Source organism: Leptolyngbya sp. PL-A3, from assembly GCF_039962325.1.
Taxonomy (GTDB): domain Bacteria; phylum Cyanobacteriota; class Cyanobacteriia; order Elainellales; family Elainellaceae; genus Vacuolonema.
Window position 1 is genome coordinate 1 of the sequence record NZ_JAMPLB010000112.1, and the last position, 13,166, is coordinate 13,166.

The window sequence follows — 13,166 nt, forward strand, 5'->3', positions numbered from 1 at the left end:
AGGCTAGGCTACTGAGAGGAGGTCGGGTGATATTCATCTTTTTGGGGACTGTTTGATTTCAACCCCCATTAGACCTCTTTTTTGCTGGGCTGAGATAATCTCACTTTTCTACCCAATCGAGCGCAAGCGATCGCAACCCAAATTATCGGTTAACTCAAAGGAGGATTTTACTTGTCAATGCTGAAACTTTTACATCTTGCTTTGGCGTTGATTGCGACATTCGGGATTGTCTCTGAAACAACCATTTGTCCTGCTCAGGCGATAGACAGCGATACAGCAAATCGCTCGATGAATTCGAGCCAAGTAATTGTAGCCTTTCTGATTGTAGGGGGCGGTGCTACCGTTATTGCCTATAGTGCAAAGCGAGGAAACTACCTACCAAAGATCAGCAACGGCTCTACCAGCTTACAGCAGACTGAACAAACAAACCCGCATTTACAAAGGAAACTACTGCGACTACTACATGATGATCGCAATACAGCTAATCGGCTCATTTCCTATACCCAAAAAACGCATCCGAATCGCTCATCAAACTGGGTGCTAGAGAAGGTCATTTATGATTTGGAGCGCGATCGCAACCGGCGTTAATGCCCATTGATTGCTTATTAGACTAATTGTACAGCGACAGATTAAATGACATTGGGTAGTACGCCAATCTAATGTGGAACTGATGGAGTAGAGAAGCTCATTACCCAGAAATCAGCGATGAAATGCCCGCTGTGTGGCCATAGCAAAGCCCATAAATACGGCAAGGTTCTAATGGCATCAGCGCTATCTTTGTCCTACTTGCCATCAAATCTTTTCTGAATCTTTTGATAGTCTTTACTACCGTCACCATATCAATTCTGAACAAATCTGCTAAGTGCTGTAAGCGCATAGTGAGGGCAGGAGTCTGCGTGGGATTAGCCGCACGACCAAACTGGCTTACAACAACGTTCTCAACATTGTTCGCACTGCCAGTTGAAAAGCACAATTGGTACACAACGGGGAGGTTAAAGGAGACGAAACCGAAGAAGTCAGTGTCAATGAAATGCGGCTATTCGTTTTAGAAAACAGAAGCAATGAGAAACTGGAGAACTGAAGATGAAGATTGTTAGCTTGGCTTGAGTCTTGCCTGCTCTAGTGGCTTGATCCTTGCTGCCTGTGTGGGTAAACATACGGATGCATTCATTGAGCGATTAGTCATAAATCTAGAAGGAAAGACCACCTGCAAGCAGCTCAATACGGATGATTAGGGTAAATACGAACGAGTCCTGCTTCCTGAAATCGAACATTACATTAGTAAGGACAAAACACGGCGATTAGGGCGTACTAACGGAACTTTGCGGCAATACCGATGCAGGCGGTAGCCAAGAATCACAAATATTTTTTAGGGAGGCTCGCCCTGTGAACCTCCCTAAAAACACTACGATCGATCCAATCGCAAAGCGTTATGTGCTACAACGTACCACTATTGAAATCTAACTTGAATCGAAGACACAATATCATTAAACCGTGAGTCTAAATCTCCAATAAATTGATACTCACCCGGTCCTACTATTAATCCGATGCCTGAAAAGTTTGCATCTGACCAAAGCACCCATTCACCATTTTCAACCTTGAATGATGAAATTTTGTCATTCATCAGACCGTTCGATAATTCCGCAAGATTTGCGATACTTGTTTCAAGAACTATGGAATTTCCACCAAAGTTTGCATCATCCCAGACTTGCATTCTAGCCATTGTTATTTTTCTCCTACAATCAATTTGATTTTGCAACGTTTAAGCTAATACACTTTTCGGACATTCTCTAGCCTCGGCTTTATTCAAGTTATGAAACTGTTCAACGACGGTAATTCTAGCTTTTCAAAATATGCTCCTGGCTTTTCTGGATGTCAGTAATTTCTGCCATTTGAAAGCGCTGAAGCTTACGCGTAGCCTAGATTACGCCGAGAATTATTTCAGTATTGAATGGCTGACAAGGTTTCTGAGAAAATGTTGTTTTCCCAAATTTTAGACGATGAACAGATTCAAGAATCTATAAATCAACGCTTTATTCAATTGGGGATTGAACAACTGATGTGAAGCAAACTAGATCTTGTAACTCAGTTGCAATTCTTTGTTTGCATGAATTTAATATAGAAAATCAGCTTTGGATTGTCGCCCACTCGTAGTTGGACTTTTCATACAACAAATTGATTGATTGCTAAATGCATCTCATAATGGTAATCCGGCTCCAACTTAAGTTGGCATCCAAATGCAACTAGTATTACAGTTGTAGATAAGTTAGATTGAGTATCAGTAGGTCGCAAATTCATAGCGGAGCAGGTAAATAAATGGCTGTGATGACTGGGAAATTTCGCTCAACTGCCTGAGAAAGGAATTCCAGCATTGTTTTGGAGCAACAAACAACAACCGGGTCATCGGATTTTTGCTCGTGGTTCGGATGCGACACTGGTTTTTGATTCTGTAACGGGTCTCAATTCCGAAACGGTCTTTGTAATGCTGATGCAGTTGATTGAGTGCGACTGTGACTCGATGAACGACATAGAGGGTGTAGTGGATGCCATGCTTCCCCTTGAAACCCTTGTGATAATTGCAGACAACCCGCATGTGACAGCAAATTGAACCATAGGTCGGACTGGTGAGGGTGTAGTGGGTCGCATAACGTTTATGTCCAACTAACAGTTGCCGAGTGCCCCCCGATTTCCCTCGGATCACTGCTGGCATCAGGAAGGGAATATTGAGAGCTTTGAACCAAGGCGTAGGCGAAGAAGGAAGTGGTTCCAACTTGGGCTTGAGAACGATAGATATAGGGGGCTTCGGCTTCACTGGCGCTGCCGTGGTACGGAATCAGGTGCAGGTCAATGGCAATACGATGTTTACCCTGGCACACCTTGGGGGAATGCGGCTTTGGAGCGCTTTATTGAGATCGTGCTCCACCCTCGTCATGTCGTCTGACTTATCGAGGTGATAGCGAATGCCGTTACCACTGGGTACTCCTTGGAGTCGTTGAGCCGTATGCTGAATGCTACTGTTGCGACTCGCGGTTCGGAGCAGGATCTCGAACAGGTCTTGGCAGGTATATCCCCCTTCCATTTCCAGCGGAATATGCTCCAACAAACAATCGAGGGTAGCCTCAAGGGTGGCTTCATCAGCCAAAACAGGAGCAGGTGATAATGAGGATGGGTAGGTCGTCATGGCTTGATTTTGATACTCTTAGCCTGACCCTACCCCTTTCTTGGAGAATTTGCGATCTACTGATTATATCCCTTTCACTCCTCACTTCGATGCCACCCCTTCTAAAAACCGCATCACAGCTCGATTGAATGGCTCAGGAAATTCCATCCAGCAATTATGCCCGCCACGTTCTAAGACTACCAACTCAGCTTTTGGAATCTTGGCAGCAAGTTCCTCTGAAAATTCTATAGGAATGAAAATATCATCTCCACCAATCAACACCAGGGTCGGAACTGAGATTTGGCTGATTTGCGATCGCGTGTCATGCTCCATAAGCGCAGCAACTTGTCCGGCAAAACCGTGAGTGGATAGCGGATGAGGATGAGCGATCGCACGATTGACTAAAGCCGTCACCCTTTCGTCATCTTCAAAAAATCTGTTTGTGTAACCCCACAAAAAGCCTTCTCGTATACGGGTTTCTAAAGATACATTTTCGTTAAGCATCCTCAACCAGGTCTGAACTAAATGTTTTGCTTTGGCGGGAAATTGGGCGGCAGTTGTGTTGAGTAGCAGACTTTTCACTATCTCTGGATATTTCAGCGCAATCCTCTGGGCAATCATGCCACCCATTGAAAAGCCCAAAATATGAGCGTTATCCACATTCAAAAACTTCAACAAAGCGACAGCATCATCCGCCATCATTTCCGTTGAGTAGTCCTCATTGGGAGCATCAGTTTGCCCAACACCGCGATTATCGAACACGACTACTTGATAGTTCTGAGAAAAAACAGAAACTTGATTGAACCATGTGCTGCAATCCATGCTCAATCCGTGAATCAAAACTATAGGCTCACCACTGCCGTGAACCTCATAGTACATCTCAATGTTGCCAATCCTGGTTCTGGGCATTCTGCATCTTTTCCATTGCAGCAACGACGTTCCTATTTTGCCTCATCAGCATCTCTGAATCGAGATTGAACGATCTTGAACAGAATTGCTGGTGATCACCTCTCACCAAACAATCTTCAAACTACGCCCTAACCGACCAACTAAACGAAGCAGTCGAACGACCAAGGTCAGCGGCTGCTAGTATTCTTTGCCACACCACGAGCATAAAACAGCAGTCCGCTGCACTGACTGGTAGCCTGCGCTGCTACATTAAAGTTCTCTTCGTTTTCTGCCTGTGGCTCTCCTTGGCAGTTCCTTTCGTACAAACTCGATCGCCTCCTCATCCACCGTTAAGGGTAACAAGTACTCGCAAACCTTTTCATACCCTTCATAAGCCGCAGCCACGAGCGGACTACTAAAGCCATCGGTCTCAATTTCCATGTTTGGATCTGCACTTGCTTCTATCAAAAATTGCACAACTCTTAAATCTCCAGTTCGAGCAGCAGCGATCAATGGTATGCCCCACTCAGTTTCGTAGTTTGGGTTGGCTCCAGCATCGATTAACAGTTGCAGGATTTGGAGATTTTTACTCCAAGTACCATAAGCTAAAGCATTAGATATGTTGTGAATATTAGCCTTCTCTGTTTCAAGCAACCAGGCTACAATGTTTTGCTTTCCAAGCCATGCCGCAGTTTCTAAAGCTTCAGTAATATAATAGGGTTTTGAGTTGCCATCACCATACTCAGTATCTCCGAAATGAGCCTGAAGCATAACTTCTAAGGTATCTTGTTGGTCAAACTCAATCGCTTCTTTCAATGTTCGTCTAAAGATGTAGTCATCTTCGTCATTATCAGCAAAGTCCCAACTAAAAACTTTATTAGCCAAGCTGGAACGAACACCATCAATTTTTCTTTGAATGACGGCTTTATAAAGCGGTGAACCTTCTAAATCTATGCCCATAAGTCAGCCTGTACTTTTGACTGCTTGACTAATCCAGAACTAAAGTATGCCCAGATTGGCACTCTAGGCAACCTTTCATACACAATCCTTGAGAAAAATCTAGCAGGCTAACGCACCCGCTTCACCTGCCGCAAACCACCTCACTAAGCCAATGAAAAGACTCGATACAGTCGGTGTGCAAGCGGCTTGTCATGCCGTTGTACCACGCGCAAATGAAACCGCTTCATCAACAGAACCCAAAGACATTGGTGTTAACCCTAAGTTGATGAAGCGAATGCCAATGAGAAGTGATACTAGACCTGTAAAAAATCCATAAATACTTAGGGTGGGCAGATCCCAACCCGTTGCCCGAGCTAGAGAAGTTCCAATAAATAGAATGCCAAACAGGACACTTGTTTCACCATAGGCAATATTGAAACTACCAATCACAGGCCAGGTAAACGTCATATGTAAGCCAGTGACTAACGCGACCCTTGCGGTATCTGCGAAGCAGCGCGCGCCAACCATACCAAAGCCTGGAACCCAGCGTTTCTGATTGGATTCATCAAGACCAAAGTACACATAGGTTGCTAGCAAAACAAGCCCAGCTACCAGATTCATGAGCATGGGCGTAATGTAGTCGATAAACATTTAGATCTCCTGCAAGTGTTTGATACCAGAAATATTCATGTTGTAGAAGTCTGAAAAACAGGTGTTGTGTTGTTCTCATTCTTTGTTTATCTGATTTAAAGCGCTGAAGTTTACTAATCTCATCTACAAGTAAGAGGCAGCTTTCATGTGTTTAAATCTGGGTTTAAGACGTAATCAAATGCGTTCCCACACCAACTCGAACACTATCTCCACACCATTGCTTAGGACTGGCGAAGTTCTCAGTGTTACCTGGTTTTCGTTTAGAGTAAAGGTGCGAACCAACGTTGTACTCACTCGATTCGGAATGGATGCAATTTCAATGTGATGAGTTACAGTGTTGCCACTCAAGGTATAAGTTCCTGCATAAGCATTGAATGTTGTGAATGCTTGAGCAAGTTCTTCAGCCGGTAGAGATTGCATCTCTGGGCTCAACGGCGATCGCACTTCCTGACTCAACGATGGGCGATCACTCCTAGAAAACATCACCATCATGTGACCATCTGATGTGTAAGTGATGTAGCCAACCGGATGAGTTCCATACACGTCTGGAGTCACCGTTCCATCAGCGTAAATGGCGACTGCAGAAATTAACTTCCAAATGCCAATTAGCAGATTGTTCTGGATTGATGGTGTAGACATAATGTGCAACCATTGCTTGATGATTCTCCGCTAGAGAGTAGCGGGTTTCAACACAAAATCAAACTCAGTCGTGTAAAACGGTTTACTTTGATTATGTGCCTTGAGTTCGTCTAGTGCTTCGTGCTTTTGCAATTGAACGATCGCCGATTGAACTGCAAAGGTTGTATCTGAATCCAGGTGAGGATCGCCAGCAATAAAAATTTGTGTTGTCAGCGAAGTATACTCCGGAGCACTGAGTTTAAAGTGGATGTGAGCCGCCCGCCAGGGATGCCGTCCCAAGAGTCGCAGCAATTCGCCAGATGGACCACTGGATGGCACTTTGTAACCTAATGGCACTACGGTTTCAAACATATACTTTCCACTCTTGTTCGTTTTGAAACGTCCGCGAAAATTCCCCAACGGCTGAGATGGATCTTGGATGTCATATAATCCTTTGGAGTTGGGTTGCCAAACATCAATCAGAGCATTGGCGATCGGTTGACCGTTCAAATTTAAAACCCTGCCTGACAGGAAAAGTGAGTCTCCTTCTGCATCAATACCCAGGCGATCGCCCATCTGCCGTTCTGGTGCATTCGGCACATACAAAGGTCCTTCTAAATTGCTTTCTGTACCGCGATGAGCATCGTGCAGCAATTCTACCAATTCTGAAATCCCTAGTAGATCCGTTAACAGATGGATCTCTCCAGTGGGAATCTCTTGAGTGTGATGACTTGCCTGGTTGAGAAAATTACGTCCCTGCTGCAATTCTGTTTCAGTCAGCTTTACCTCACGCACAAAGTCATGCAAATGTCGAACCAAGCTCGTGTAAATTTCATAGAGTCGCGGGTGAGATTTGCCGCGATCGCCATGATCAATGACGGCTTCAGTGATAGTGTCAAGTGTGATGTTCTGCACGATCAAACTCCTTTTTAGTTACGTGATTAATGATGGTTGTTTTACGGCGACTATCTTGACTTATAGTCTGTGTCCTAATCTAATTGGCTACAGCTATACCAGTGCAACTTTGTCTGCAAGTGTTGTCATCTCGCACTGCCAAGCGACTACTGCGCTACCAACCCACCACTACAAAGACTGCATCATTAGATCGCTCTGTAGACTTGATATGTAATTAACACACATGACTTTCCCTACTCTCTTGGTCTATGAAACTAGACCAGCCACGATGCTTGTTCTGATGAAGATTGAATTACGTTGATTTAGACGAAATCTTCCATAATCAGAGAGTGATTTAAGCCGCCAGCAGCAATGCTACCCTGAAAAACAGCAGCGGCGATCACTTGCATGGGTGAAGTGATGTCACCTGCCGCATAAACGCCTTTGACGCTAGTTTCGTTAAAAACATTGGTCGTCTTGATTAAATTGAATTCATTCAACTCACAGCCCAACTTTTCAGCTAGGTTTGAACGGAGTGTTTGCTTTGGTCGGATCAGTATTCCGCGACGCGCAATTTTCTCGTTTGTCTCAAAAACGATGTTCTCTAATTGTCCGTTATCGCCTTCGAGTCGGATGATTTTCTCTTCACGAACAAGGATTTTGTGCTTTTCCAACAGTGTCCTTTGATCAGCGGTTAGATCGGCTTTGCCGTTGGTGCAGAGGACTAAATCAGCACTCCAATTTCTCAGCAATGCCACCATTTCGATGCCCATTTCGCCATTCCCAATAATGGCAAGCGGCTCGTCGCGTACTTCCCAGGCATGGCAATAGGGACAATGAAACACGCTTTTGCCCCAGAAATCACCAAAGTTTTCGAGAGCTGGAAATTCATCCATTACCCCGAAAGCCAGCAAAATTTTGCGCGTTTTTTTAATCGTGCCATCCTCAAACACAACTTCAAATTGATTGCCGGATGGGTTGATTTCCTTGACCCCGATCGCTTGAAATTCAACGCTTTTATAAGGTTTGAGTTGGTCGCGCCCGATGCTCAAAAGTTCATGCGGACTGATGCCATCGCGGGTGAAAAAGCTGTGCGACTCGTGTGCGGGAGCGTTACGCGGATTCCCTTGGTCGCAGACTAACACGCGACGGCGACTTCTGCCTAAAACCAGTGCCGCACTGAGTCCAGCGGAACCGCCACCGACAATGATGCACTCGTACATCTCTTTGTTTTGGTTCATCATCTTTTTCTGTTCTCCAACGGGATAGACAGTCTCTTATATCTGTTTCGATTACTGCTGGTGCAACGACATTGATACGAATACCTGCTTTGGCATATTGGAGCGCAGCAGCTTTTGTTAAGCCTACTACCGCACAGATCAAACAGAGCGAAGCAACTTCAGCAACTCTTCCGCTGCGGGTTCCGAAGAGGCCGGATTCTGTCCGGTCACGAGCCTCCCGTCCACTTGGACATAGGGGACCCAGTTGGCGGTTTTACTGTAGATGCTACCCCGTTCCTTTAGCCGGTCTTCCAATAAGAAAGGCACGACCGCGGTCAAGTCCACCGCTTCTTCTTCTTCATTTGTGAACCCGGTTACGCGCTTGCCTTTGATTAGATACTCGCCGTCCTTTCCGCGCACATTGACCAACGCGACTGGCGCGTGACACACTGCACCGACTGGCTTATCGGACTTCACGAAGGCTTCGATCAGTGCGATGGATGTCGCGTTGTCGGGCATGTCCCACATCGGACCATGTCCGCCGGGGTAAAAAACTGCGTCGAAGTCGTCTGCGGACACGTCGGCTAGCTTTTTCGTGTTGGCAAGTTCAGTCTGTGCAGCGGTGTCTGTGCGGAAGCGCTCCGTTAATTCGGTCTGGAATTCGGGTAGATCGCTTTTCGGATCGAGCGGCGGCAGACCGCCCTTCGGTGAGACCACCGTGATCGCTGCTCCCGCATCCTTCAGCACGTAATAGGGAGCAGCAAACTCTTCCAGCCAGAAACCAGTTTTCTTTCCGGTATCGCCAAGTTGGTCATGAGACGTGAGAACAATGAGAATCTTCATAGCAAACTTCCTTCTTAAGAACTCAAACACAGCCCTTCTCGCTGCATAACGCCTGATTCGCCTTCAGTGTTGGTGTGAGAACATATCGGTGTCGATCGCTACTGGGTCGCAACGTTTCGCACTGCCGATCGACTACTGCGCTATAAACCCACCATCTACCATCAACGTTTCACCTGTTATGAACGATGCCATGTCAGATGATAAAAACAGGACTGCATTTGCAACTTCAAGCGGTGTTCCAACCCGTCCGATCGGGTGAAGTCCTGTTATGTAAGCTTTGGCTTCATCTTGCCCACCTGTAGCTGCTTCAAACATATCTGTTTCGATTGCTGCTGGTGCAACGACATTGATGCGAATACCCGCTTTGGCGTATTGGAGCGCAGCAGCTTTTGTTAAACCGATTACCGCGTGCTTACTCGCAGTGTAGAGGGGTACGCCAGGAAGTGCAATGACTCCATTCGCAGATGCCGTATTGACGATTGAACCACTTCCCTATTTCAACATCTGAGCAATTTCATGTTTCATCGACAACCAAACACCTTTAACATTGACGTTCATCATGCGATCGTATTCCGCTTCTGGTTGCTCAATCAGTGAGGGGTTTTCGCCGACAGCTCCTGCATTATTAAAGGCAATATCTAACCGACCAAAAACGCCAACCGCTTTATCAACCATTGCTTGAATATCGGCTTCTTTCGTGACATCTGCTTGCACAAAAATCGCCTCTCCGCCAGCTTCCTTGATCAATCGAACCGTTTCTTCACCTTCATCCATTCGACGACCTACCACCGCCACCTTTGCTTGTTGTTGAGCATAAGCGATCGCTGTAGCTCTACCAATGCCCGATGTTCCGCCAGTCACCAAAGTAACCTTGTCTTTCAGCATCATGATAGTTACCTCTTGTTGTGAATGGCTGTGTCACTTTGTCAAAAACTCAATGAGCAATACGTGTAGGAGCCAGCAATAAGAAGCGCCTCCTACAACCAGGATGAGTACGATCCTGGCTGTGTGCCCCATAAATCCAGTCCCGCCAGTTCCATGCCGATCAATACTGACCTACGGCGATCGGCAACTCACGTTCAATGGTTCGCAATCGTTGCGAAAAATCATTCAAGATACGTTGACGAACTGCATCTGTTTGGCGAACGGGGGCATAAACAATCTGCGGAGCAAGAACGTCAAAACCAACGAATTGCAGCATCCCTCGCTGAACTGGGCGCAGAATAGCATGGATATCACCGTTAAAACCGCCTGCAAGATAGTCCTCTTCTGTGCTACCTGTGGTCAACGAGAGCATTGCTTGCTTACCTCGAAATCTGCCTGTTTCATAAATATGTCCATTACTGTAAACACGCCCCATAACAAAGACGCGATCGACCCACCCCTTCAAAATTGCAGGGACACTGAACCACCACAAAGGGAATTGCCAAATCATCAGATCGCACCATTCCAGTTTTTGGATCTCAGCTTCAATTTCTGGAATGAATCCTCCAACTTCAATTGCATACACCTCTTCAAGTTGCTGCTTAAAGTAGTCAGGATCTTTGACAGACGTAAAGTTGCGGCGATCGGATGCAGGGTCAAATTCCATGGTATGGAGATCTGAATATTGAACATCATGCCCAGAGTCTTTGAACGTGTCAATTGCTGTCTGAAACATTGCTCCGTTAAAGCTTTTCGGCTCTGGGTGTGCAAGAACAATCAAAACTTTCATGTGAGTTGTTTCGTTTTCTAAGTTTCTAAACTTTTGCTAGGGCTGGATAATCCAGACAGCCTTTTTCACCACGGGTATAGAACGTGGCTGGGTCAGGCGAGTTGCGATCCTGGTTGCAAAATGGCGGGTTTAGGCATTGATATTTGCTGGCTTCTACACTTAGTCGCGATCGATTAGTGTGTTTGAAGGTAAGTTGGGATCGATCGCCTTACGCGCACTGTCAACGCCCACGACGGGAAGTGTACCCGGATCGAGCAAGCCGACTTGAACCAATACACTTGCCTGATCCCAGTAAATGTGTTCGTGGGCTATTTTGCCGTCACGGAACTGGACGATCGCTACTACTGGCACTTCCACCCGTTTCCCGGTTGGAGCGACGCCGGGTAATATCCATTCCATCCAAACAGTATGAGTGAACTTAGCCACCATTTCATCGACGAGTTGATCCGTTCCGATCGTGCGCGAGATGGGGGTCAACTCCATGTCTGGCGGCATCTGTGGAATGAGGTATTTGGAATAAAACTCGCGCAGTGCTGGTTTCCCGACTCCCCCAATCATTACCGGGATGTGGTTAACGTAAGCATCTTCAACCATCGTAGCGAGGGCATCTTCAGTACTGTGAGTGCCAAACTCGTGTTGCAGATGCTCTTCCCAAAGTGTTTGCAAAGGCTCCTGGGCTGCTGTCAAATTGGTAGTTGCTTGTAAATTTGCTTGTCCGTCTACAGTTTGCTCTTTGACCATGATTAAATACTCCTGGTTTTATCTATCTAAAGTGTCTTGAGTTCCAATGCTTGACTGCTTTCAGATTCTTGTGATGTTAGTGAATTTGTTTCATTGGACGTATAAGCATTCAGCGCCTGTTTCGCGAATCAGTTGGGCGGTTTTTTCTCCTTCTGCGTCGCGTCTACCGGAGAACACGACTTTTGCTCCAGTAGCACCGAGCGCGCGCTGCTTCGCAGCTACCGCAAGGGTCGCTGTTGCTCTGCCAATACCTGTTGTGCCACCAGTGGCTAACGCCACTTTATCTTGCAGTATCATTCTGTTTCTTCTGTTTTAATTTCATCGGTTTGTGTCGGGTAAGCTTGTCTCAGCAACTCAGTGACTTCTTGCGCGATCGCAATCAGAGCATGATTAACTGAGGAGTTCTGAAGAGAATCAGTCTGAGGTGTATCTTCATACCCAGAATCATTCTTGCCTTGTACTAGTAAATGCGTCATAGAATTATCCTCAATGAAATACTGATCTGTAATTGACAAAATCAACACCTAGGAATTCAGTTGTTGGCATGGTAACTGTTGTCATGCTTCAAAAAGCGGCAATTTTGTTCAGTGAAACAGGCAAAATCTAGCCATCAAAATTTGATGGCTTATAGCACTTACAGACAAGTCAGATATGAATTGAGAGCAAAGATCGGGGAACTTAATGACTTGCAGCAATTATGGCTGCCATCAATTCCATCGTGTTTCAGTGCTCGGTATACCGCATTCCATTGAGAAACAGGGCTGGAGCAGTCGTCACTCCACTCTGCATTCCGCCTTCAATATCTTTATTGATGCGATCGATATGCACTTGTTTAGATAACTCTTTGAGAAATTGAGGAATGTCAAGCCCTAAATCATTGGCGTACTCGACAAGATAGCCGTTCTCCAACCTTTGTTGATGGTCAAATAAAGTATCGCTCATTAACCAAAACTTTCCTTGGGCGGCGGCGGCTTCGGCGACTTGGGCTGCCCGTTGAGCATGGGGATGAATCTGGATCTGTGGCAAATGGCGGAAGATAAAACACAAATAATCCTCTCCAAAAGAGACCGTAAGCTCTTGCCGAATGATTTTAATCAGCTTGTAAACGGTTGCACTTTTAGGACGTTGATAATCCCCATACATCACTAACACCACGGCAGCACTTAGCACACCTTGACTGTGATCTTGGGCTGAAGCTGGCACAAATAAAAAACTGGAACTATGGTCGTCGATCATCTTTCTACATCTGTATCAAGCATGGAACCTTGCGATTCACCTGCTCAATCCACATGAATTCAATATAAGCAATTGGCTTTTAGTTGTCGTCTACAATGAGTTAACGTTTTTAGGCTGTAATTTGATGGAGCAGCCGCTCCTTCTTAAAATAGAAGGTAGGCTCTAACTTAAGATAGGCTCTCAACTCGATCGAAAGTACATTCTATAAACTAACAATGCCGCGTTTAACCGCAACAATCACAGCTTGGGTGCGATCGCTCAC

General features: G+C 45.8%; 14 protein-coding genes and 4 pseudogenes. 1 reads left to right on the forward strand and 17 read right to left on the reverse strand.

Going from position 1 to position 13,166, the window contains the following annotated elements; translation table 11 throughout:
• Window positions 1-177 precede the first annotated feature (177 nt).
• Window positions 178-588: a hypothetical protein gene (locus NDI52_RS33325; RefSeq protein WP_190769882.1), complete on the forward strand. Its 411-nt coding sequence runs from the start codon at window positions 178-180 to the stop codon at window positions 586-588.
• 862 nt (window positions 589-1,450) lie between these two features.
• Here NDI52_RS33325 and NDI52_RS33330 read toward each other — a convergent pair.
• From NDI52_RS33330 to NDI52_RS33410, 17 genes and pseudogenes are all read right to left on the reverse strand, one after another.
• Complete coding sequence (locus tag NDI52_RS33330) at window positions 1,451-1,723, reverse strand: beta/gamma crystallin-related protein (protein WP_190769883.1); 273 nt, start codon at window positions 1,721-1,723, stop codon at window positions 1,451-1,453.
• Between the two features lie 555 nt (window positions 1,724-2,278).
• On the reverse strand, window positions 2,279-2,710 hold the full coding sequence (locus NDI52_RS33335) for a hypothetical protein (protein WP_242035970.1): 432 nt from the start codon (window positions 2,708-2,710) through the stop codon (window positions 2,279-2,281).
• A gap of 123 nt (window positions 2,711-2,833) precedes the next feature.
• The gene (locus tag NDI52_RS33340) at window positions 2,834-3,181 is read right to left on the reverse strand and encodes a hypothetical protein (protein ID WP_242035969.1); all 348 of its coding nucleotides are present in this window, start codon (window positions 3,179-3,181) and stop codon (window positions 2,834-2,836) included.
• A gap of 81 nt (window positions 3,182-3,262) precedes the next feature.
• Window positions 3,263-4,093 carry an alpha/beta hydrolase gene (locus NDI52_RS33345; RefSeq protein ID WP_190769884.1) on the reverse strand — a complete coding sequence of 277 codons (831 nt, stop codon included), beginning with the start codon at window positions 4,091-4,093 and terminating at the stop codon, window positions 3,263-3,265.
• A gap of 225 nt (window positions 4,094-4,318) precedes the next feature.
• Window positions 4,319-5,008: an ankyrin repeat domain-containing protein gene (locus NDI52_RS33350; RefSeq protein WP_190769885.1), complete on the reverse strand. Its 690-nt coding sequence runs from the start codon at window positions 5,006-5,008 to the stop codon at window positions 4,319-4,321.
• Window positions 5,009-5,257: 249 nt separating this feature from the next.
• Window positions 5,258-5,638 (reverse strand): annotated as a pseudogene (locus tag NDI52_RS33355) (DUF981 family protein); the annotation flags it as partial.
• Between the two features lie 174 nt (window positions 5,639-5,812).
• Window positions 5,813-6,277 (reverse strand): lipocalin-like domain-containing protein, encoded by a 465-nt coding sequence (locus NDI52_RS33360; protein ID WP_190769887.1) that lies wholly within the window; start codon window positions 6,275-6,277, stop codon window positions 5,813-5,815.
• A 30-nt stretch (window positions 6,278-6,307) separates the two neighbouring features.
• A complete protein-coding gene (locus tag NDI52_RS33365) occupies window positions 6,308-7,171 on the reverse strand; it encodes a dioxygenase (RefSeq protein ID WP_190769888.1) in 864 nt (287 codons plus the stop codon).
• Window positions 7,172-7,473: 302 nt separating this feature from the next.
• On the reverse strand, window positions 7,474-8,394 hold the full coding sequence (locus NDI52_RS33370) for an NAD(P)/FAD-dependent oxidoreductase (protein ID WP_190769889.1): 921 nt from the start codon (window positions 8,392-8,394) through the stop codon (window positions 7,474-7,476).
• A 34-nt stretch (window positions 8,395-8,428) separates the two neighbouring features.
• Window positions 8,429-8,524: pseudogene (locus NDI52_RS33375) on the reverse strand (SDR family oxidoreductase); the annotation flags it as partial.
• Window positions 8,525-8,529: 5 nt separating this feature from the next.
• Window positions 8,530-9,213, reverse strand: a complete 684-nt coding sequence (locus NDI52_RS33380) for a type 1 glutamine amidotransferase domain-containing protein (RefSeq protein WP_190769890.1) — start codon at window positions 9,211-9,213, stop codon at window positions 8,530-8,532.
• 132 nt (window positions 9,214-9,345) lie between these two features.
• Window positions 9,346-10,101, reverse strand: a pseudogene (locus NDI52_RS33385) (SDR family oxidoreductase).
• Window positions 10,102-10,258: 157 nt separating this feature from the next.
• Entirely contained in the window at window positions 10,259-10,927 is a 669-nt protein-coding gene (locus NDI52_RS33390; protein ID WP_190769891.1) for an NAD(P)H-dependent oxidoreductase, read from the reverse strand.
• Between the two features lie 159 nt (window positions 10,928-11,086).
• Window positions 11,087-11,668 carry a nuclear transport factor 2 family protein gene (locus NDI52_RS33395; RefSeq protein WP_190769892.1) on the reverse strand — a complete coding sequence of 194 codons (582 nt, stop codon included), beginning with the start codon at window positions 11,666-11,668 and terminating at the stop codon, window positions 11,087-11,089.
• A gap of 93 nt (window positions 11,669-11,761) precedes the next feature.
• Window positions 11,762-11,965: pseudogene (locus tag NDI52_RS33400) on the reverse strand (hypothetical protein); the annotation flags it as partial.
• Window positions 11,962-12,144, reverse strand: coding sequence for a hypothetical protein (locus NDI52_RS33405; protein ID WP_190769894.1), 183 nt, complete (start codon window positions 12,142-12,144; stop codon window positions 11,962-11,964). The pseudogene NDI52_RS33400 and the gene NDI52_RS33405, both read right to left, overlap by 4 nt.
• 247 nt (window positions 12,145-12,391) lie before the next feature.
• Window positions 12,392-12,904 (reverse strand): thioredoxin domain-containing protein, encoded by a 513-nt coding sequence (locus tag NDI52_RS33410; protein WP_190769895.1) that lies wholly within the window; start codon window positions 12,902-12,904, stop codon window positions 12,392-12,394.
• Between the last annotated feature and the right edge of the window lie 262 nt (window positions 12,905-13,166).

Coding starts and splice junctions, on each gene's coding strand:
- NDI52_RS33390 (WP_190769891.1), bottom strand. CDS start 10,927: ATGAAAGTTTTGATTGTTCTTGCACACCCAGAGCCGAAAAGCTTTAAC.
- NDI52_RS33410 (WP_190769895.1), bottom strand. CDS start 12,904: ATGATCGACGACCATAGTTCCAGTTTTTTATTTGTGCCAGCTTCAGCC.
- NDI52_RS33335 (WP_242035970.1), bottom strand. CDS start 2,710: ATGCCAGCAGTGATCCGAGGGAAATCGGGGGGCACTCGGCAACTGTTA.
- NDI52_RS33395 (WP_190769892.1), bottom strand. CDS start 11,668: ATGGTCAAAGAGCAAACTGTAGACGGACAAGCAAATTTACAAGCAACT.
- NDI52_RS33360 (WP_190769887.1), bottom strand. CDS start 6,277: ATGTCTACACCATCAATCCAGAACAATCTGCTAATTGGCATTTGGAAG.
- NDI52_RS33370 (WP_190769889.1), bottom strand. CDS start 8,394: ATGATGAACCAAAACAAAGAGATGTACGAGTGCATCATTGTCGGTGGC.
- NDI52_RS33330 (WP_190769883.1), bottom strand. CDS start 1,723: ATGGCTAGAATGCAAGTCTGGGATGATGCAAACTTTGGTGGAAATTCC.
- NDI52_RS33340 (WP_242035969.1), bottom strand. CDS start 3,181: ATGACGACCTACCCATCCTCATTATCACCTGCTCCTGTTTTGGCTGAT.
- NDI52_RS33405 (WP_190769894.1), bottom strand. CDS start 12,144: ATGACGCATTTACTAGTACAAGGCAAGAATGATTCTGGGTATGAAGAT.
- NDI52_RS33380 (WP_190769890.1), bottom strand. CDS start 9,213: ATGAAGATTCTCATTGTTCTCACGTCTCATGACCAACTTGGCGATACC.
- NDI52_RS33350 (WP_190769885.1), bottom strand. CDS start 5,008: ATGGGCATAGATTTAGAAGGTTCACCGCTTTATAAAGCCGTCATTCAA.
- NDI52_RS33325 (WP_190769882.1), top strand. CDS start 178: ATGCTGAAACTTTTACATCTTGCTTTGGCGTTGATTGCGACATTCGGG.